At 67.7% G+C, this 19,585-nt stretch carries 10 protein-coding genes; 9 read left to right on the forward strand and 1 reads right to left on the reverse strand.

Going from position 1 to position 19,585, the window contains the following annotated elements:
* Positions 1-52: 52 nt before the first annotated feature.
* The 9 genes from ACVHNB_RS08690 (at position 53) to ACVHNB_RS08730 (ending at position 18,619) form a co-directional block, all read left to right on the forward strand.
* Complete coding sequence (locus tag ACVHNB_RS08690) at positions 53-1,219, forward strand: ABC transporter ATP-binding protein (RefSeq protein ID WP_428951983.1); 1,167 nt, start codon at positions 53-55, stop codon at positions 1,217-1,219.
* A complete protein-coding gene (locus ACVHNB_RS08695) occupies positions 1,216-2,145 on the forward strand; it encodes an ABC transporter permease (RefSeq protein WP_428951982.1) in 930 nt (309 codons plus the stop codon). Before ACVHNB_RS08690 ends, ACVHNB_RS08695 begins: the two co-directional genes overlap by 4 nt.
* On the forward strand, positions 2,145-2,936 hold the full coding sequence (locus tag ACVHNB_RS08700; protein WP_428951981.1) for an ABC transporter permease: 792 nt from the start codon (positions 2,145-2,147) through the stop codon (positions 2,934-2,936). The genes ACVHNB_RS08695 and ACVHNB_RS08700 overlap by 1 nt, the downstream gene beginning before the upstream one ends.
* 46 nt (positions 2,937-2,982) lie before the next feature.
* The gene (locus ACVHNB_RS08705; RefSeq protein WP_456227748.1) at positions 2,983-4,401 is read left to right on the forward strand and encodes an NAD(P)/FAD-dependent oxidoreductase; all 1,419 of its coding nucleotides are present in this window, start codon (positions 2,983-2,985) and stop codon (positions 4,399-4,401) included.
* A gap of 261 nt (positions 4,402-4,662) precedes the next feature.
* Positions 4,663-5,121: a hypothetical protein gene (locus tag ACVHNB_RS08710; RefSeq protein WP_428951979.1), complete on the forward strand. Its 459-nt coding sequence runs from the start codon at positions 4,663-4,665 to the stop codon at positions 5,119-5,121.
* Positions 5,122-5,211: 90 nt separating this feature from the next.
* A complete protein-coding gene (locus ACVHNB_RS08715) occupies positions 5,212-7,041 on the forward strand; it encodes a chitinase (RefSeq protein WP_456227749.1) in 1,830 nt (609 codons plus the stop codon).
* 924 nt (positions 7,042-7,965) lie between these two features.
* Positions 7,966-11,487, forward strand: a complete 3,522-nt coding sequence (locus ACVHNB_RS08720) for a LamG-like jellyroll fold domain-containing protein (protein ID WP_428951977.1) — start codon at positions 7,966-7,968, stop codon at positions 11,485-11,487.
* A 144-nt stretch (positions 11,488-11,631) separates the two neighbouring features.
* Positions 11,632-18,120 carry an RHS repeat domain-containing protein gene (locus ACVHNB_RS08725; protein WP_456227750.1) on the forward strand — a complete coding sequence of 2,163 codons (6,489 nt, stop codon included), beginning with the start codon at positions 11,632-11,634 and terminating at the stop codon, positions 18,118-18,120.
* A gap of 91 nt (positions 18,121-18,211) precedes the next feature.
* The gene (locus ACVHNB_RS08730; RefSeq protein ID WP_428951975.1) at positions 18,212-18,619 is read left to right on the forward strand and encodes a hypothetical protein; all 408 of its coding nucleotides are present in this window, start codon (positions 18,212-18,214) and stop codon (positions 18,617-18,619) included.
* Between the two features lie 186 nt (positions 18,620-18,805).
* Here ACVHNB_RS08730 and ACVHNB_RS08735 read toward each other — a convergent pair whose 3' ends face one another.
* Positions 18,806-19,447, reverse strand: a complete 642-nt coding sequence (locus tag ACVHNB_RS08735; RefSeq protein WP_456227751.1) for a phosphatase PAP2 family protein — start codon at positions 19,445-19,447, stop codon at positions 18,806-18,808.
* Positions 19,448-19,585 lie beyond the last annotated feature (138 nt).

Genomic DNA, 19,585 nt, shown 5'->3' on the forward strand with positions numbered 1-19,585 from the left:
GTCCCGGCCCGCGCCCCCAACTGCCCCTGCCCTCAGACTCCTTGGACTCACCATGACGACCGACCACGGCGGCGACGTCCGTCTCACCGGGATCAGCAAGACGTACGACAACGGGTTCACGGCCGTACAGCCGCTGGACCTCACCGTGCCCCAGGGCTCGTTCTTCGCACTGCTCGGCGCCTCCGGCTGCGGCAAGACGACCACGCTGCGCATGATCGCGGGCCTGGAGGAACCGACGACAGGAACGGTTCACCTGGGGGAGCAGGACGTCACCGCGCTGCCGCCCTACAAGCGGCCGGTGAACACCGTCTTCCAGTCCTACGCGCTCTTCCCGCACCTCGACATCTTCGAGAACGTCGCCTTCGGCCTGCGCCGCCGCGGCATCAAGTCGGTGAAGAAGCAGGTCGAGGAGATGCTCGACCTGGTGCAGCTCGGCGAGCACAAGCGCAAGAAGCCGCACCAGCTCTCCGGCGGCCAGCAGCAGCGCGTCGCCGTGGCCCGCGCCCTGATCAACCACCCCAAGGTGCTCCTGCTCGACGAGCCGCTCGGCGCCCTCGACCTCAAGCTGCGCCGCCAGATGCAGCTGGAGCTCAAGCGCATCCAGACCGAGGTCGGCATCACCTTCATCCACGTCACGCACGACCAGGAGGAGGCCATGACCATGGCCGACACCGTCGCCGTGATGAACCAGGGCCGCGTCGAACAGCTCGGCGCCCCCACCGACCTGTACGAGAACCCGGGCTCCACCTTCGTCGCCAACTTCCTCGGCACCTCGAACTTCATCGAGGCCGAGATCGCGGGCCGCGCCGGGGAGGACCTGACGCTGAAGGCCGGCGACGGCAAGCTCGTGCTGCCCACCGCGCGATGTTCCGCCGCCACCGCCACGGGCGGCAAGGTCCTGCTCGGCGTACGCCCCGAGAAGATCTCGCTCACCCACGCCGACGACGCGGGCACCATCCCCGACGGCCGCAACCGGATCACCGGCCGCATCGCCGACAGCAGCTTCATCGGCGTCTCCACGCAGTACGTCATCGACAGCCCGCTCTGCGACGAGTTCGAGGTCTACGCCCAGAACATCGAGCGCGACAGCCGCCTCGCGCCCGGCGCCGAGGTCGTCCTGCACTGGAACCCGGCGCACACCTTCGGCCTCGACGCCGCGCAGGACGCCGAGGCGGGCGTGGAGAAGGTCTCGGAGAACGCAGAGGGCGCCGCCGCATGAGCACTGTCACCGACGCGCCCCCGGCGGCGCCCGCTCCGGCACAGCAGCCCCGCAAGGTCCGCAGCCGCGGCCGCCTCGTCCCGTACTGGCTGCTGCTGCCCGGCATCCTGTGGCTGGTCGTCTTCTTCGCCCTGCCGATGATCTACCAGGCGTCGACCTCGGTGCAGCAGGGATCGCTGGAGGACGGCTTCAAGGTCACCTGGCACTTCGCGACGTACTGGGACGCGCTGTCGGACTACTACCCGCAGTTCCTGCGCTCCGTCCTGTACGCGGGCTGCGCCACGATCCTGTGCCTGCTGCTCGGCTATCCGCTCGCCTACCTGATCGCGTTCCGCGCGGGCCGCTGGCGCAATGTCGTGCTGATCCTGGTCATCGCGCCGTTCTTCACCAGCTTCCTGATCCGCACGCTCGCCTGGAAGACGATCCTCGCGGACGGCGGGCCCGTCGTCGGCGCCCTCAACACCCTGCACGTCCTCGACGTCACGACCTGGCTCGGCATGACCGAGGGCGACCGCGTCCTCGCCACACCCCTCGCGGTGGTGTGCGGCCTCACGTACAACTTCCTGCCGTTCATGATCCTGCCGCTCTACACGTCACTGGAGCGCATCGACAGCCGGCTGCACGAGGCGGCCGGCGACCTGTACGCGTCCCCGGCGACCACCTTCCGCAAGGTGACCTTCCCGCTGTCGATGCCCGGCGTCGTCTCCGGCACCCTGCTCACCTTCATCCCGGCGGCCGGCGACTACGTGAACGCGGACCTGCTCGGCTCCACCGACACCCGCATGGTCGGCAACGTCATCCAGACGCAGTTCCTGCGCATTCTCGACTATCCGACGGCGGCGGCCCTCTCCTTCATCCTCATGGCGGCCATTCTCGTCATGGTCACCGTCTACATTCGCCGTGCCGGAACGGAGGACCTCGTCTGATGCGCTGGCTGCGGAAGAATTTCGTGGTGATAGCGGGCCTGCTCACGCTCGCCTATCTGCTCCTCCCGAACGTCATTGTCACGGTCTTCTCCTTCAACAAGCCCAAGGGCCGCTTCAATTACGAGTGGCAGCAGTTCTCGCTGGACGCCTGGAAGAATCCGTGCGGCGTCGCCGACATGTGCGGCTCGCTGTCGCTGAGCCTGCAGATCGCGCTGTGGGCGACGATCGGCGCGACCGTCCTCGGCACGATGATCGCCTTCGCGCTGGTGCGCTACCGGTTCCGGGCGCGCGGCGCGGTCAACTCGCTGATCTTCCTGCCGATGGCGATGCCGGAGGTCGTGATGGCGGCCTCGCTGCTCACGCTCTTCCTCAACATGGGCGCTCAGCTGGGCTTCTGGACGATCCTCATCGCCCACATCATGTTCTGCCTGAGCTTCGTGGTGACGGCCGTGAAGGCGCGCGTGATGTCGATGGACCCGCGCCTCGAGCAGGCCGCCCAGGACCTGTACGCAGGCCCCGCGCAGACCTTCCTGCGGGTCACGCTGCCGATCGCGGCGCCCGGCATCGCGGCGGGCGCGCTGCTCGCCTTCGCGCTCTCCTTCGACGACTTCATCATCACGAATTTCAACGCGGGTTCGACCGTGACGTTCCCCATGTTCGTGTGGGGATCGGCGCAGCGCGGTACGCCCGTTCAGATCAATGTCATCGGTACGGCCATGTTCCTGGTCGCCGTACTGTGCGTGCTTGCCGGAATGATGGTCGGCAAGCGCAAGAACAAGACGGCCGCGTAGAGCACACGGCCGTCCCTGAAAAGCAGTTCCTGAGGGAGTTGAAATCATGGCCGCTGGAGCCATGAACCGCTGGACCGCGTCGCTGGCCGACGCCAAGCCCGTCTCGTACTGGCTGGACGACCCCGGCAGGCCCGAGCCCCGCCCCGCCCTCACCGGCGACGAGCACTGCGATCTGCTCGTCGTCGGCGGCGGCTACAGCGGGCTGTGGACGGCGCTCATCGCCAAGGAGCGCGACCCCGGCCGGGACGTCGTCCTCGTCGAGGGCCGCGAGATCGGCTGGGCCGCCTCCGGGCGCAACGGCGGGTTCTGCGCCGCCTCCCTCACGCACGGCACGGCCAACGGGCTCTCCCGCTGGCCGGGGGAGATCAAGAAGCTGGAGGAGCTGGGCGCCGCCAACCTCGACGCCATCGAGGACGCGGTGGCCCGCTACTCCATCGACTGCGACTTCGAGCGCACCGGCGAGCTGGACGTGGCGACGCAGCCGCACCAGGTCGCCGAACTCCGCGAGTTCTACGCGGAGCTGAGCGAGGCCGGCCTTGCCGACGGCCTGGAGATGCTGGACGCGGACGAGGTCCGCGAGCAGGTCGACTCGCCCACCTTCCTCGGCGCCCTGTACGACCGGCGAGGCGTCGCCATGCTGCACCCGGCGAAGCTGGCCTGGAGCCTCAAGCAGGCCTGCCTCGACCTCGGCGTACGCATCTACGAGCACACGCCGGCCACCGAACTCGCCTCCCGCAGCACCGCAGTGGCGGTCCGCACCCCGTACGGACGGGTCTTCGCGCAGCACGCCGCGCTCGGGACGAACGTGTTCCCGTCCCTGGTCAAGCGGGTCCGCTCGTACACGGTCCCGGTGTACGACTACGCGCTGATGACGGAGCCGCTGAGCGAGGGGCAGCTGGCCTCGATCGGCTGGAAGAACCGGCAGGGCCTCGGCGACTCGGCCAACCAGTTCCACTACTTCCGGCTCTCCGCCGACAACCGCATCCTGTGGGGCGGCTACGACGCGATCTACCCGTACGGCGGCCGCGTCCGCGAGGAGCTCGACCACCGCCCGGAGACGTACGCGAAGCTCGCGGGCCACTTCTTCACCTGCTTCCCTCAGCTGGAGGGCCTGCGCTTCACCCACGCGTGGGGCGGCGCCATCGACACCTGCTCCCGCTTCTCGGCGTTCTTCGGCACCGCCCACGGCGGCCGGGTCGCCTACGCCGCCGGGTACACCGGCCTGGGCGTCGGCGCGACCCGCTTCGGCGCGGACGTGATGCTCGACCTGCTGTCGGGCGAGCGCACGGAACGCACCGAGCTGGAGATGGTCCGCACGAAGCCGCTGCCGTTCCCGCCGGAGCCCTTCGCGTCCACCGGCATCGCGCTCACCAAGTGGTCGCTGGCCCGCGCCGACGACAACGGCGGCCGGCGCAACCTGTGGCTGAAGGCGATGGACGGCCTGGGCCTCGGCTTCGACAGCTGACCCGGGTCGCTCGTCCGTCGGCGTCCCCTGAGGGAAGTACAGCCGCCACCCGGCCTCCGGGCGGCGGCGCCACAGGGAGCTGGACCGACTCCCGGTGCCGGCGCCGCCCCGCACCCCGCCCTCGATCCACCGGCGTACGCCCTGGTGGGGCGGTGTGACCCGGTTCACCACCAAGAAGTCGCCCGAACTCGCGTAATGCCCGCGCCGCGGCCCGCTCTCGCTCGTGACCAACTGTGTCGGAGCGAAGAGGGAGGTCCCGCCATGACTGGTTCGGGGGACAGGTCGGCGGTCGAGTGGCTGGTGGCGGTGGCGCCGGATCCGGAGGCCTGCCGCTGGGAATGGGAGCGCAATCCGCTCGGGGTGGCGCTGCTGCCCGCGGGCAAGCAGTGGGACGTGCTGATCCTGCCGGGCGAGCTGGGCTACCCCACGCTGGACGTCCTCACCCGCGTCATCGACCGCCCGGGACCGGTCCTCGCGGACTTCGGGGACGCCCGTATGGGCTTCTTCGTGCCCGCGGGCACCGTGGCCCGCTGGCTCGGCACGGGCGTGCGCGGCGCGGGGCCCGGCACGTGGATCGTGGTGCCGTATCCGGGCCGCGCCACCGGTGGTGTCCGCTGGCTGGTGCCGCCGGACGGCTCCGGCACCCTCACGGATCCCGGCCTGCTGGAGCTCGCGATGCACGAGGCGGCGGCCCAACTGGCGCGGGACGCGGGGGAATAGAGGCGACGGAACCCTTGACAACCGAATTGGTCTGGACCAAGTTTGGCGCACTCCACCGTGCTCGTCCCCCCGCCCTGCCCGGAGGCACCCATGGCCCGTCCCAGACCCGCTGTCCGCTCACGGAGCAGACTCCTCACGAGTCTCACGGCCGCCGCGCTCGCCGCGACCGGCCTCACCGCCCTGTCCACCACCGCCCACGCGGCCGACACCGATCTGGCCCGCAACGGCGGCTTCGAGTCGTCCCTCGACGGCTGGACCTGTACGGCGAACACCGGCAGGACGGTGAACTCGCCCGTCCACAGCGGCACTTCCGCCCTGCAGGCCACCCCGACCGCGGCCGACAACGCCCAGTGCACGCAGACCGTGACGGTCAAACCCGACTCGGCCTACACCCTGTCCGGCTATGTCCGCGGCAGCTACGTCTACCTCGGCGCGAGCGGCACCGGCACCACCGACGTGTCGACCTGGACCCAGTCGGCGCCCGACTGGCAGAAGCTGACGACGACGTTCCGCACGGGCCCGTCCACGACCAAGGTCACGCTCTACACCCATGGCTGGTACGGCACCCCGGCCTACAACGCCGACGACATCACCCTGCTCGGCCCCGGCGCGCAGGCGCCCGTCCCGCCCGCGGCCCCGACGGGCCTGACGGCCGGCTCGGTCACCTCGTCCAGCGTGGCCCTGTCCTGGGGCGCGGTCTCCGGCGCGACGAGCTACGCGATCTACACGAACGGCACCAAGTCCCGCACGGTGACCGGCACGTCGGCCACCCTCTCCGGTCTCACCCCGGCCACGGCGTACAGCTTCCAGGTCGCGGCCGTGAACGACGCGGGCGAGTCCGCCAAGTCCGCGGTGGTCACGGCGACGACGGCCCAGGGGTCGAGCGGCGGAGGCGGCTCGACGGGCCTCCCGACCCGCGCCCTGGTCGGCTATCTGCACGCGAGCTTCGCCAACGGCGCGGGCTACACCCGCCTCGCCGACGTCCCCGACAGCTGGGACGTCATCGACCTCGCCTTCGGCGAACCCACCTCCACCACCTCGGGCGACATCCGCTTCAACCGCTGCCCGGCGACCGAGTGCCCGACGGTCGAGTCGGACGCCGACTTCAAGGCGGCCATCAAGGCCAAGCAGGCGGCCGGCAAGAAGGTCCTGATCTCCATCGGCGGCCAGAACGGCCAGGTCCAGCTCACGACGACGGCGGCCCGCGACACCTTCGTCTCGTCCGTCTCGAAGATCATCGACGAGTACGGACTGGACGGCCTCGACATCGACTTCGAGGGTCACAGCCTGTCCCTGAACGCGAACGACACGGACTTCAAGAACCCCACGACCCCCGTGATCGTCAACCTGATCTCGGCGCTGAAGACCCTCAAGGCCAAGTACGGCGACAAGTTCGTCCTGTCGATGGCCCCCGAGACCTTCTTCGTCCAGAACGGCTACCAGTTCTACGGCACCGGCAAGTGGGGCGGCCAGGACCCGCGCTGCGGCGCCTACCTCCCGGTCATCCACGCGATGCGCGACGACCTGACCCTGCTGCATGTCCAGGACTACAACTCGGGGCCGATCATGGGCCTCGACAACCAGTACCACTCCATGGGCGGCGCCGACTTCCACATCGCCATGACCGACATGCTCCTGACGGGCTTCCCGGTCGCGGGCGACGCGAACAACGTCTTCCCGCCGCTGCGCCCCGACCAGATCGCCATCGGCATGCCGGCCTCCACGAACGCGGGCAACGGCTACGTCTCCCCGGCCGAGACGAACAAGGCCCTGAACTGCCTCACCAAGAAGACCGACTGCGGCTCGTACACCACCCACGGCACCTGGCCGGGCCTGCGGGGCCTGATGACGTGGTCGGTGAACTGGGACCGCTTCAACAACTGGGAGTTCCAGAAGAACTTCGACGCGTACTTCGGCTGAGCACCCGGGCCGCCGCGTAGAACTGTAGGTGCACATTCCCCCTGTCCTTGTCTCGTCAGCGAGGGCCCCTGTCCGGCCTGTGAGTCGGGAGCGTCGGTGCATCTCGTAGATGTCAGCAACGGTCGGAAGGCTTGTGATCCATCCCAAATGACTGTGGGAACCCCAAGCCTGTGACCTGCAGCGCCCTCAGTCCTTGGAGACGTCAGGCAAAGCGACGTCTCCAAGGACTGAGGGCACGTCGCTGAGCGGACGGGACTGTGCGCACACGGCCTGGGGCCTGTCCTCGAAGTGGCCGTGACCGGAGGGGTGAGTCTGCACGCCTCGGCGCTGGTCAAGTGGGAGCAAAAACTTACTGGGCGGCAGCAGGGTGCAGCAGGGCATGTGTCTCGTGCGGGAGTGTCCTGCGGTCGTTCATGCGGCGTTGATCGTCACGTTGTGTACGCCTGCTGAACGCGTGGAGCTGAGGGAGCTGTGGAGCGACCGCGCAGGATGGAGTCATTGGTCGGTTTCGTGCTTGCAATCGCTCGTGATGACGCTGGGTGCAGCTTGACTGCGCGTCACGAACGCCTGGTAGAAGCGGTTGTGGGCGCCGCGTTCCGCAAGACGCTCTACGGATCTGCCGTGATATAGGTCACTCTTGACCATTGGATTAGACCACCACATCATCCTCACAGTTTCTTCGGTTTCTTACCAAGTTCTTAGGGATGGGGTGGGGGCGTGCCCGCACGCAGAGGGTTGGGCTGGCGCCGAACGGTGTGGCGAGGCGCCATCACGGTTGCGCTGTTGGGCGGCGCGGTGCCGGGCATCGGCGCAGGTCTGGCCTCGGCCGTACCAGGCGGCAGTGCGGGGGACGCTGTCGCGAGGAGTGCCGCCACGGAGTCGGCGGCGAGTGCGCTGGCGGCTCGGAGCGGTGAACGCGTCGCTGTGGAGAGCGCGACGACGGAGTCGTCCCAGGCGTTCGCCAACCCCGACGGCACGTTCACGCAAGAGATGAATGCGGCTCCGGTGCGCGCGCGTGGCGACGATGGTGCGTGGGCGCCTCTCGACACGACCTTGGCGCGCGGTGCCGACGGCGCGGTCCGGGCGAAGAACACCACTGCCGGCGTCGAGTTCTCGGGCGGAGGCAGCGGTGCGGGTCTGGTCATCCTGAACGACGGTGGCCGTGAGCTGAAGCTCGGCTGGCCTACCGCCCTGCCCGAGCCCAAGCTGGACGGCGCAACCGCCACCTACCCGTCCGTTCTCCCGGACGTGGATCTGAAGTTGACGGCGCTGAGTACCGGCTACACCTCGGTTCTGGTGGTCAAGACGGCCGAGGCGGCGCAGAACCCGGCGCTCGAGTCCATCCGGTTGTCCGTCGCGGGCAAGGGCCTGGACGTTGCCGCGACCGCCGACGGCGGCTTCGTCGCACGGGACGGCGACGGTTCGCCGGTGTTCGAGAGCCCGGCGGGGCGCATGTGGGACTCGGCCGGCGACACCCCGGCCCCCAGCGCACAAAAGGTGACGCGCTCGACGTCGTCCGTGGATGCGGCCGATGAGCCGACGGACGAGACGCCGGTTCCCGCTGCCAAGGGCGAGCCGGCTCCGGCCGAGGGGCCCAGTAGTGGTGATGCCGCGGCCGAGGTCCCGCTGAAGGTCACGGACACGACGCTGCAGATCCAGCCCGATCTCGACCTGCTGCACGGCAAGGACACCGTCTTCCCCCTGTACATCGATCCGCCCACCAAGGGCATCGCGCTGGGTGACTGGACGGCCCTGTCCTCGGACGGCGACAAGTTCTGGGAGTTCGACGGGGACAAGGGCGTGGGGCGCTGCTCGAACTACGGCGGCTACCTCTGTTCGAACAGCCCCTACACCCAGCGCCTGTACTTCGAGTACCCGCTCTCCTCGATCCATGGAAAGAAGATTCTCGACGCCACGATGGAGGTGTACCAGGAGTGGACCTTCACATGTGATCCGCAGTGGTACGACCTGAGCCGCGTGGACAAGGGCATCTCTTCCAGCACCACCTGGTCCTCCCGCCCCACCGCGGTGGACCTGATGGGCGACAGGAAGGTCGCCTACGGACGGGGCAGCCTGTGCAGCCCCTCGCAGCCTGCGAACTGGGTCCGCTTCAGCGACAACGTGGACGAGGAGACCAACGAGAACCTGACGACGACCCTCGCCTCCTATGCGGCGAACAAGACCTCGCAGATCACCTTCTCGCTGACCGCGCACGACGAGTCGAACGCCGCCGCCTGGGCCCGCTTCCGTGACGACGCGAAGCTGTCGGTCACCTATGTCTCCTACCCCGACAAGCCGACCTCCTACGGCGTCCAGGACGGCACCACGGGCCGGGCCTGCAACGCATCCACGATCCCGTACGCCACCAGCGACACCACACCCAAGTCGCTCGCCACGGTCCAGTCCGCGGACGGCTCCAACGCACAGTTGCGCGCCGCGTTCGAGGTGTGGAAGGCCGACGGATCGAGCCGGACCTGGTCCGGGTACTCGCCCGACGGCACCTGGGTCGCCGACAACGCTCCCCGCACAGGGACAACCTCCACGGCCCTGACCCCGCAGACGGACTACCGCATGCGCGTCAAGACCCAGGCGTACTACAAGACGGACCGGGGGGCCACAGGTGTCTTGGACTCGGCCTGGTCGTCGTGGTGTTACTTCCGCGTCGACACCGACTCACCGCCCAAACCCGTGGTGACGAGCGCGGACGGCGTTTACAAGCCGTCCGAGACCGCCCCGGCGGCCGGCGGCGTGGGTACACCCGGCAAGTTCACCTTCACGCCCGGCGACACCAACCCCACCACTGCCGGCATCCAATCGGACGTCACCAGCTTCAAGTGGAAGCTCAACAGCGGAGCGATCTCCAGCCCCATCCCGGTCGCCAAGGGCACCGCCACCACGCAGACCATCACCCCCAACCAGGCTGGTGAGAACACCATCCAGGTCTGGGGCTATGACGCGGCCCAGCACAGTTCGCTCACGGCCACCTACAGCTTCCTGGTCAAGGGAGCTGAACAGCCGTCGGGGATCTGGCATCTCGACAACACGCTCACCGACTCCACCACGGCCACGCAGCACCCGCTGACCTCGTCTGGCGCGGCATGGGACGTGCTGTCCCGCAGCGGGACGGGAGCGGCGAAGTTGAACGGCACGACCTCGTACCTGTCCACGTCAGGAGCCGTGCTCGACACCACCAAGTCGTTCACCGTGTCGGCCTGGGCACGACTCACGAAGAACGATGTCAACTACAGCGTTGTGTCGCAGGCGGGGACGAACGCCTCCGGGTTCCAGCTGTACTACTCCAGCAGCTACAACGCCTGGATCTTCAACCGTCACCAGAGCGACGTGACGGATCCGGTCATCGTCCGTTCCCTGAGCGCCAGGCCGCCGGTGCTGAACGTTTGGACCCACCTGGCCGGCGTGTACGACGCTGCTTCCCAGACCGTCCAGCTCTACGTCAACGGCGTCCCTCAGGGCAGCCCGGTCGCCTTCAGCACCCCGTGGAAGGCATCGGGGGGTCTGCAGGTCGGACGGCTCTGGTACACCGGCGCGGGCAAAGAGAATTTCTCCGGAACGATCGATGAGGTGAAGGTCTGGTCTCGCGCCCTAGCGGACACCGAAGTCGCTCACGATGCCTGGCTGGAGGACGAGGACCTCAGCGACGGCACCGCCGGAGATCCGGTCCCCGCCCTGGTGTCCAAGTGGGACGCCACTGACACGGCCAACGCGACCGGTACCACGGTCAAGGACACCAGCGGCTTCGCCCGAAACCTGACCCTCAACGGCGCGGCACTGGCCACGATCACCCACGGTGACCCGGACATCGGTGAGGAGGTCACCACCACCCAGACCATGAACCTCAACGGCACCAGCGCCTACGCCACTGCCACCGGCCCGGTCGTTGACGACACCGGCTCGTTCACCGCCACCGCCTGGGTGACCCTGGACCCGGCCAAGCTCGCCGACACCAGCAAGGCGTACGCGGTGCAGGTCATGGGCCAGTCCGGCACCAGCCAGTCCGCGTGGGGAGTCTGGTACGAACAACCCACAGGCAGCACCCAGGGACGCTGGACCTTCGGCCGTCCCAACAAGGACGGCACCGGCGCCACCTGGACCACCAGCACCGCGACGGCGGCCACCACGGCACAGCTCGGCGTTCCCACGATGCTGACGATCGTGTACGACGCCCAGGCTCCTGCCGACCCCGACGACACGTCCAAGCTCGGCGCGCTCAAGCTCTACGTCGACAACGCCCTGATGGGCGATGGGGACGGCATCCCCTACACCGCGCCGTGGCAGGGCAGCGGAGCCTTCGAGATCGGCCGAGCGAAGATCAACGGCGCCGCCGCGCGCTACTTCCCCGGCTCTCTCGACAGCGTCCGTGTGTGGGCCGGAACCACCTCCACCGACACGATCGCCAATCGCTTCAACACCGAACAGCAGCAGTAAACACCCAGGTTGTGCGGGGCGAGAACCTCAGCTCGCCCCGCACAACCCTTGGTTGCCACATGCGCGCGATCCGCGCCCACAAGCCGGCGCCGCGGCATCAGTTGCCGTGCGCTTCCCACCCAATTCCAGAACCAGGACACCAGCATGTCTAGAGCACCCGTCCCCAGACGTGTGCCAAGGGCGGTCCTCCGCCATTGGCTCACTCGCGGAGCACTTGTCGCCTCCCTGGCCCTCCTCCCACAGGTCACGGTCCCGTCGGGCTACGACTTTGTAGCCCAGGCCCAGTCCACGACAGCGAGCAAGAATCTGGAGGACCGGCCCGACGCGAAGATCGACAAGGTGGGCGGATTCAAGGCGGGCACGTCCAAGGCCCCGAAGGACAAGGCCGCTCCCGCCTCGCGGGAGACCCGTGAGCGGCTGAAGCAGGCCACGTGGCCCGAGCCGGGCAAGGTCACCACCGAGGTGGCGACGACCGGTGAGGCCAAGACCACCGTCGGCGGGCTCGGGGTGAAGCTCGCCCAGGAGCCGCCTGCGGTGTCCCGGTCCCAGAAGACGAAGGTGCCGAAGAGCAGGGCCAAGGCAACCGGCCCTGCCGAGAAGTTCACCCTCGACGTGCGGGCCCAGGTAGCGGCGAAGAGGGCGGGCGTCAACGGTGTCCTGATGACCGTCGCTCCGGCCGGCGAGGGAGAAGACGCCACCGACACCGACGGCCTCCGCGTCTCTCTGGACTACTCTTCGTTCGGCGATGCCTACGGTGGCAACTTCGGCCCTCGCCTTCGCCTCGTCACCCTGCCCGCGTGTGCGCTGACCACGCCGGACAAGAGGTCCTGCCGTACACAAACACCGGTGACGGGCGCGGACAATGACGCGAAGACCCAGACTCTGACCGGCGCCCTCTCCGCCCGAACGCTGTCCGCGGGTACCGCGGTCGTGCTCGCCGCGGCGGCCGACTCCTCCGGCGGCGGGGACTACAGCGCCACCTCGCTGTCGCCGAGCGCGACGTGGGAGGCCGGTGGCAGCACCGGTGACTTCAACTGGAGTTACCCGCTGCGCGTGCCACCGGCGACCGCCGGCCCGGCGCCGAACCTGTCGATCTCCTACAGCTCCGGTTCAGTGGACGGCCGTACCGCGGGAGAAAACAACCAGACCTCGGTCGTCGGTGAAGGGTTCTCCATGACGGAGTCCTACATCGAGCGCAAATACGCCTCCTGCAAGAGCGACGGGCAGGCCGGCAAGGGTGACCTGTGCTGGAAGTACGCGAACGCCACCCTCGTGCTCAACGGCAAAGCGGTCGAGCTCGTCAACGCCTGTGCGGACAAAGCGGCATGCGACACCGCCGCCAACTCCGAGGCCGCCGGCGGCGCCTGGAAACTGAAGAACGAGGACGGCACGCGAGTCGAGCACCTGACCGGTGCCACCGACAACGGCGACAACAACACCGAGTACTGGAAGGTCACGGACGCCTCCGGCATCCAGTACTTCTTCGGTAAGAGCCGCATGCCCGGGTGGAGCGACAAGGGCACGACCGACACCGCCGACGACGACCCGGTCACCAACTCCGTGTGGACAGTCCCGGTCGCCGGCGACGACGCCGGAGAGCCCTGCTACAAGTCCGGCGGCTTCGCCGACACTCTGTGCACTCAGGCATGGCGCTGGAACCTGGATTACGTCGTCGACCCGCACGGCAACGCCTCCACCTACTGGTACGGCAAGGAGACGAACTACTACTCCAAGAATGCCGACACCAGCGTCAACGGCACCGCCTACACCCGCGGCGGCTACCTCAACCATATCGACTACGGCCTGCGCAGCGGCATGATCTACGCCAAGCCCGCCGCCCAGCAGGTCTCGTTCACGTACGCCGAGCGCTGCGTCACCTCCGGCGGCTGCGACAGCCTCACCAAGGACACCAAGGCCAACTGGCCCGACGTGCCCTTCGACATGATCTGCGCCTCCGGAACCAAGTGCACCACCCAGATCGGCCCGGCCTTCTTCACCCGTAAGCGCCTCACCGACATCACCACCTCCGTGTGGACCGGCACCGGCACCACACGGCGCAGTGTGGACACGTGGCACCTGGAGCAGGATTTCCCCAACACCGGCGATGCCTCCTCACCGAGCCTGTGGCTGAAGTCCATCCAGAACACCGGCAAGGCCAACACGAGCACAGCCGCCATGCCACCCGTCATCTTCGGCGGGGTCCAGATGGCCAACCACGTGGAAGGCAGCGGCCCTGACACCCTGCGCTACATCAAGTGGCGCGTACGCACCATCAAGTCGGAGACCGGCTCGACCCTCACCGTCAACTACTCCGATCCTGACTGCATCTGGGGCTCCAGCATGCCCTCGGCAGTCGACAAGAACACCCGACGCTGCTTCCCCGTCAAATGGTCGCAGTCCGGGGCGGAGCCGGTCCTCGACTGGTTCCACAAGTACGTCGTCTCCTCCGTCCTCCAGGACGACCTCTACGGCCACAACGACGCCCTTGAGACGTACTACACCTACGAGGACGCCGGTTGGGGCTACGCCGACGACGACGGCCTGACCAAACCCGCCAACCGCACCTGGTCCCAGTGGCGCGGCTACGCCAAGGTGACGCAGAGCGCGGGGAGTTCTGAGGACACCCGCAGCAAGCAGACGACGCTCTACATGCGCGGTCTCGACGGCGAGAAGGAACTCGACGGCAGCCCGCGCGTTGCGAAGGTCACCGACTCCACCGGCACCTCCATCGACGACTCCCGCCAGTACGCCGGCTTCGTCCGCGAGACGATCGCATACAACGGCGCCGAGGAGAACAAGGGCACGATCAACACTCCTTGGTCCCACAAGACCGGAAGCCATACCTACAGTTGGGGCACCACCGACTCCTGGATCGTCCAGCCGGGTGAGACCGCCACCCGCACCAAGACCTCTACCGGCACGCGCACGGTCAAGCAGAAGAACACGTACGACACCACGTACGGGCTGCCGATGACCGTGGAGGACGGCGGTGATGCAGCCAAGAACGGCGACGAGACCTGCACGCGCACGTCGTACGCCCGCAGTGCCGCGTCCTCGATCGTGAACGCGGTCTCACGGGCGGAGACCTACGCAACCACGTGCGACGCCACCCCGAAGGTCCCGGACGACACCATCTCCGACACGACCACGGCCTACGACAATCAGGCGGTCGGGACGGCACCCACCAAGGGCGAGATCACCGCCTCCTCCCGCGTTTCCAGCTACGGCACCGACGGCAAGCCCGTCTACCAGCAGGTATCGGGCGCCACCTATGACGATCTGGGGCGGCCGGAGAGCGAAACCGACGCACTGGGCCGTACGACCCGGACTGCCTACGTGCCGGACGACAGCGGATACGGTCCGCTCACATCCGAGACGACCACCGACCCCAAGCTCTTCACCTCCACCACCGAGGTCGACCCGGCCTGGGGTACAGCCACCAAGGTCACCGACGCCAACAGCAACGTCACCGAGGAGTCCTTCGACGCACTCGGCCGGTTGCTATCCGTCTGGAAACCCGACCGCTCCCGCTCACTCGGCGACGCGGCCAGCATCGTCTACGGCTACAGCATCAACAACGACAAGGAGACCTGGGTCCGCACCGGCGCCCTCAAGGCCGACGGCAAGACCTACAACAGCTCCTACGAGATCTTCGACAGCCTCCTGCGTTCCCGCCAGAAGCAGGTCCCGGCGCCCGGCGGGGGCCGCGTGATCTCGGAGACCCTCTACGACAGCCGTGGCCTCGCCTACCTCACCAACGACCAGATTCACGACAACAGCGCGCCCTCGGGAGGCCTGGCCAACACCTACCCCGGCTCCGTGCCCGCCTCCACCGAGACGGTCTTCGACGCCGTCGGTCGCGCCACCGACTCGATCTTCCGGGGCTACGGACAGGAGAAGTGGCGTACCAAGACGGACGAGCAGGGAGACCGTACCGCCGTCACCGCGGCCGCCGGAGGCACCGGCACCCTCACGATCCTCGACGCCCGCGGCCGTCTCACCGAGCGCCGCGAGTACGCAGGACCGGCACCGACGGGCAGCGACTACACCCGCACCCTGTACGAGTACACGCCCGGCGGACAGGTCAAGAAGATGACCGGCCCGGACGGATCTGTCTGGGCCTACGGGTACGACCTGCGGGGTCGTAAGACCCATTCCGCGGATCCCGACAAGGCGAGCGTGGACACCACGTACAACGACGTGGACCAGCCACTGACGGCGACCACCACTCTCAACGGTGCCTCCCGCACGCTGATCACGGCCTATGACGAGTTGGGCCGCAAGTCGGGTACCTGGGACGGCATCCAGGACAGCGCCCACCAGCTGACCAAGTTCACCTACGACACACTGGCCAAGGGAGAGCCGACCGCGGCGATCCGCTATGTCGGCGGCACGACGGGCAAGATCTATTCCCAGGTCGTCACCGGCTACGACGCACTCGGACGTTCCAAGGGCACCAAGGTTGTCATCGCTGCGACCGACCCCCTGGTCACCGCCGGCGCGCCGCAGACCTACACCACGTCCACTACCTACAACCTGGACGGGACCGTCCAGTCCACCTCGGTTCCAGCTGTGGCCGGGCTGGCCGCTGAGACGGTCACCAACAGCTACAACGACCTCGGCCTACTCACCGGCACCGACGGTATGACCGACTACGTCCAGAACATCGGCTACTCCCCCTACGGAGAGGTCGAGGAGACCCGCCTGGGCACGTCCACCGATGCCAAGCAGTTCCAGATCCTCAACCAGTACGAGGACGGCACCCGCCGTCTGGTCAACACGCACACGGTCGACCAGACGAACACCGGACACACCAGCGACGTCGACTACGCCTACGACGTCACCGGCAACGTCAAGTCGGTCACGGACAAGGCCAACGGCAAGGACACCCAGTGCTTCGCCTACGACGGCCACCGCCGTCTGACCGAGGCCTGGACCCCCTCATCCAACGACTGCGCCACCACCCGCTCGGCGAGTGCTCTCGGCGGCCCGGCACCGTACTGGACCAGCTGGACCTACAAGACGGGAGGCCTGCGCGACACCCAGACCGAGCACAAGTCCGCTGGTGTCACCACGACCGCCTATGGCTATCCGGCAGTCAACTCCACTGGCACCGGGCAGCCCCACACGATGACCTCGGTCACGGTCAACGGCGGCACCGCCAAGACGTATTCCTACGACGAGCAGGGCAACACCACCAAGCGCTACGGCCCCACCGGCACCGCGCAGAGCCTTGTCTGGGACATTGAAGGAGCACTCGCCCAGCTCACCGAGGGCGGCAAGACCACCGACTACCTGTACGACGCCGACGGCGATCTCCTGATCCGTCGCGGTCCGGTCGAGTCCGTCCTCTACCTGGACGGCCAGGAACTCCACTACGACAAGAACTCCAAGAAGTTCACCGCCCAGCGCTACTACGCGGCTGGGGACGCCACGGCACTCCGCACCGAGCAGGGCCTTTACTGGATGGTCGACGACCACCACGGCACCGCGTCCATGACGGTGAACGCCAGCACTCAGGCTGTCACCCGCCGCTACACCAAGCCCTTCGGTGAATCACGCGGCACGGCACCGTCCGCCTGGCCCGACGACAAGGGCTTCCTCGGCAAGACCGCGGATACTGAGACCGGGCTCACCCACGTCGGGGCCCGGGAGTACGACCCGGTCACGGGACGCTTCCTTTCGGTCGACCAGGTGCTCGCGCCTGACGATCACGAGTCGCTCAACGGGTACGCCTACGCCAACAACACACCCGTTACCGAGTCCGACCCGAGCGGCCTGCGCCCGATCACGGACTGCGAGAGGGGATGCTCCGACGGGCACGGCGGCTCCTATGTGAGTTGGATGTCACCGAGCCGCAACGGCTGGGTCTACAACTCGACCCAGACGTACAGCACGACCATCACGGCGGACGACGGAAGTACCGGCGTTCTGACGATCACGGTACGCACCAAGGGGAATTCCTCCGCGGGGCACATCACGTTCAAGAAGGGTCCCAACCCGGCACCGAAACGTAAGGAAGGACGTCCGCAGAAGTACGTCCATGAGGTGAACGGCGTGTGCGTTTACGCCGTGGCAAGTAGTTGTGAGGAGGTTTCTGCCCCCGCCGACACAGAAATTCCTGACCTGCCCTGCTACGACGGAGAATCTGAGACGCATTGCTCGATTCGCAATTCGTACAACAAGACGGCCCAGACGCTCGGTCCCCTCGTCGGCATGGTGGCGGGCGCACGCTCATGGGCCAAGCGTGGAGAGGTGACTGTCTACCGTGTGGAAGGGGCGAAGAATCAGAGGGTCAAGATCCTCGGCGGCGGTTTCGTCACACTCAAGAACGCGAAGAAGCCGGTATTCCTGAATTTCGGCGTAAAGGCTCGCGCCGATAATTTCTTGGAGAAGCGGATATCGCAGGGATTCTCGGACAGCAAGGTGAAGGCTTTCGAGGTCGACGCCCAGTTCCTTGAATGGCTCCGCGCCAACGCGGTACCGGAGTCGATGGCCAAGGATAATCCGGGAATGCCTCTCAAGGTTGACACGACGAAGGCTGCGGATCAGTACATGCTGCGCCCCGAGCACATGAGCGCTTTCTTCGATAGTATGATCCAGGGTTCCGGCCGAGAATACGGGCCGAAGTAGTAGAGAAGTCGATACAAAGAATGCGCGGCGGGGCATCTCCATACATGGGGTGCCCCGCCGCAAAATATGTAACTCCAGAAAGGCAAGCAGCTTGCTCACCGAATTGCGCGTCGAGGGTGCCGCACGCGGCATCGAGAAATTCTCCGAGGCGTTGCTCCCTGCTCTTCGCTGCGAGGACGGCGCGGAGTGCGAAGCGCCCGCATGGCTGTCGGAGCAGTTCTCCTCGCCACTCACGAAGGAGCAGCGCGACCGCTGGCTCGACGAATGGCGGCGCGCGTCGGACGCGGGGAAGGCGCAGATGGAGAAGAGTGCGGGTTGGGAGAAGGGGGACTGGTTCCACTGGGTGACTGGAGAGAGCGGGTTCTGGACGATTCAGCGCATCGTCCCACGTGACGCAATCTCCCTGACGGTCGTGCTGGATGCCGTCGACTGGCCGGTGCCCATCGCCGCGCTCGAATGGCTCGCCGAAAAATCAGGCGTGCGGATCCGTCACGAATGATGTGGATCCGCCGCTGCCGATGCGGACCAGAGGGAGATGCCCGCGACGTGGAGTCCGGCCAGGCAGATGGCCGAGGCACCGCTCGATGATGTTGCGGTGCTTGTACGCCTTACGGTCGGAGGCCGCCGGTCTGCCACCGGTCCGTCCGCGCCGTATGCGGGTGGCCCGCCGGTCGGCACGTCCCTGTCATCGTCCACGTACGGGACGGAGCAGAAGCGGAAACGACAAGAGCAGCATCGCCGAGAGGCACCAGCTGCCGATCACGTCCACCGGCCAGTGGTACCCCTGCCGCACCAGCCCCAGGCCTACGGCCGCGTTCAGTACGACGCAGCCGTAGGCCGCTTCACGTCTGCGGAACACCTGGTGCAGCAGCAGTGCGCACAGCCCGTACCCCACCGCCGCCGTCGTCGCGTGCCCCGACGGGTAGAAGCCCGTCTCCGGGGACATGGGCGGCGGACCCGGGCGGGACAGCGCCGATTGGAGGGGGCCGACCAGGGCCGGGACCAGGGCCATGGTGAGGATCGCGGTGAGTGCGGGGAGCCAGTGGCGGGTGCGCCAGGTGACGTACGCGAGGGCCGCCGCGAGGACGGGCAGGGCCACCTGGAGGTTGCCGAGGTCCGCGAAGAATTCGGCCGGGGCCGCGGGGATCGCGCTGGTGCGGATCGCGTTCCCGAGGCGTTCGTCGGGGGCGAGGAGCGGGCCGTCGGACGCCACCTGCCAGGTGAGCGCCGTGAAGACGAGCGTCGCGAGAAGGGTGAGAAAAGTGGTCGGCCGGCCCGGAACAGGGGGGGTGGTTCCGAGCCGGCCGAACTGACCGGCGTGCCGCACGCCCCGGGGGGTTTGGGGCGGGCGACCGTCCGATCGGTGAGGAGTTCCGGAGCCGGAAGCTCCGGGTGTGTGCGCGAGGGCACGACCAGGGCGGGGCTGGGGAGGCTCCGACCCGGTGTCGCCCACAGTCCCCTGTGG

The organism is Streptomyces sp. YJ-C3, assembly GCF_053891275.1.